This is a genomic window from Sunxiuqinia dokdonensis, assembly GCF_001270965.1.
GTDB lineage: Bacteria > Bacteroidota > Bacteroidia > Bacteroidales > Prolixibacteraceae > Sunxiuqinia > Sunxiuqinia dokdonensis.
The window spans coordinates 1-2,136 of the sequence record NZ_LGIA01000093.1; the positions used below are offsets into that span (position 1 = coordinate 1).

2 protein-coding genes are annotated in these 2,136 nt (G+C 42.4%); both read left to right on the forward strand.

Annotation, left to right across the window (positions count from 1 at the left end; translation table 11 throughout):
* Window positions 1–1,441: hypothetical protein (locus NC99_RS07145; RefSeq protein WP_053181536.1), on the forward strand; the 1,441-nt coding region annotated here is incomplete at its 5' end.
* 15 nt (window positions 1,442–1,456) lie between these two features.
* Window positions 1,457–2,136, forward strand: a 680-nt coding sequence (locus NC99_RS07150) for a DUF6340 family protein (RefSeq protein ID WP_053181538.1), incomplete at its 3' end; no start/stop codon positions are given.

Sequence of the window (2,136 nt, forward strand, 5' to 3'; positions counted from 1 at the left end):
CTTTCCGGTTCAGCTTGACCTGAGCTTCACAAAAGCGGTTGGTAAAATTGTAAATCTCACGATCTTAGAAAGCGATAAAGTCCGCTACTCAAGGGCTATTCGCATCCCATCTAATCATTATTTCTTCACAGAAAACTTGAATTTGAAACCCACTGACGAAGGAATTGTCAATTACACGGTCCGTCTGGAACCGATAAGCGGTGAACAAAATTTGGCTAACAACAGCTATGATTTTTCGGTGAATGTCATTGCCGAGAAGCAGCGAATTCTGTTTCTCGCGCGTGGTCCACATCCCGATTTAAGCGCAATCAGTCAAGCCCTGGAAGGAATCAATAAATATGAAACAAAGCTGATCACAAGTTTCAGCAACGAACTGGATTTTTCGGCTTATGACCTGGTGATTGTCCATCAGTTGCCCCATGTCGATCCGCAAACAACAGATTTAGTGGACAAGCTTTTGCAAAGCCGCCGTCCTGTTCTTTTTGTTGTTGGAAAAGAAACCTCGATTTCCGGCTTTAACGGCCTGAAAACCGGCTTCCAGTTCCAGCCGGTCAAAGGTTTTGAGCAAGTCTCGGCTTTCATTCAGGAGTCTTTCAGCCTGTTTCGGTTCGATGCTACAGAAATGAAGCGCTTCCAGGATTTGCCACCGCTACTGGCACCATTTGGCGATATTGATCTTGATTCTTCACTGGAATTGTTTGCCAATCAAGTTATTCAATCCGTTGAAACGAAGCGCCCCCTGATTGCTTTCGGGCGGATTGACGGGCAAAAAAGAGGATTCATTGCAGGCGAAGGCCTTTGGCGATGGCGTATTCACAATTACCTGAACGACCGCTCGCATGCCGCATTTGATGACTTGATTCAAAAATTCGTGAACTATTTGATTTTGAAACCCGATGAAGACAATTTCAATATTTATTGGAAAACGAACTACGCAGAAGATGAACCGGTTATCATTCAAGCTGAATTGTTTAACGAGAGTTTTGAGTTGGATAATTCGCCTGAAGTTGACATCGAATTCATTCATGAAAATGGGCAAACCTACCAAGCCGTTTTCGATAAAACCAACGACAAGTACCAATTAAACATGGGCCGCTTGCCCGATGGAAACTATGCGTTTATCGCTCACAGTAAACTGGCGGAAAGCGAGTTCACCGAATCGGGAAATTTCAGTGTTAGCAAAATTCAAATTGAAGGGATTGAAACAGAAGCCAATTTCCAACTGTTAAGTCAAATGGCTCGTAAAACAGGCGGCGAATTCTTTCTTGCAGAAGCGGTGGATGAACTCATTCAGCAATTGAAACAGCATCCGAATTTACAAGCAAAACAAACCGAACAACAGATTTACCGCGAATTGCTGACAATGAAGTGGTTCTTCTTTATCCTGCTATTTTTATTAGCTTTGGAATGGTTTTTGAGAAAATTCTGGGGCATTTACTAACGATCAATCAACACTATGATAGTCAATAAATTCTATAAATTGCCAGCTCTTTTTGTCGGAATTTTATTACTGGCTTCGTGCGCTTCAACTTATAAAACTGTTTATGTTGAAGTTGCCAAACCATCAAGCTATCTGCTACCCAATGATATCGTCAGCCTGACGCTAATGAACCGGGCCATCACCGATGAGTTTAACAACTTCCCCGCTGATAGCCTTCAAAACTACTTTTATCGCCGTGGATTTGAAGTAAGTGCAGCGGTTTTGGACAGTACAGCAGCAGACACAACGTTGAAAGTTTTGGCCGAACTGCTGTTTGAATCCGGAAGATATGATGTTGTGATCCCCGAAGAACGCAATATTCCACGATCTGAAAGTTACTTTCAAGTTCCACAACCGCTGGAATGGGACTATGTTTCTGAGATTTGCGAAACGTACGAAACCGATGCCCTGCTGGTTTTGGAACGCTACATGAATAAAGTGATGACCAATTACATGAAAGTTCCTTATTCTGAAATGCACGAAGCTTCCATTGACTCAAAATATGATGCCATTGTAAGAATATACAATCCTGCTAGAAAGGAAATTCTTCAACAATTGATTGTAGCGGATACCATTTACTGGGCCGAAGCCGATTATTCACAAAAAAACTTATTCACCAACCGGCTGGTACCTGTCAAGCAAGCACTCATTGAAAC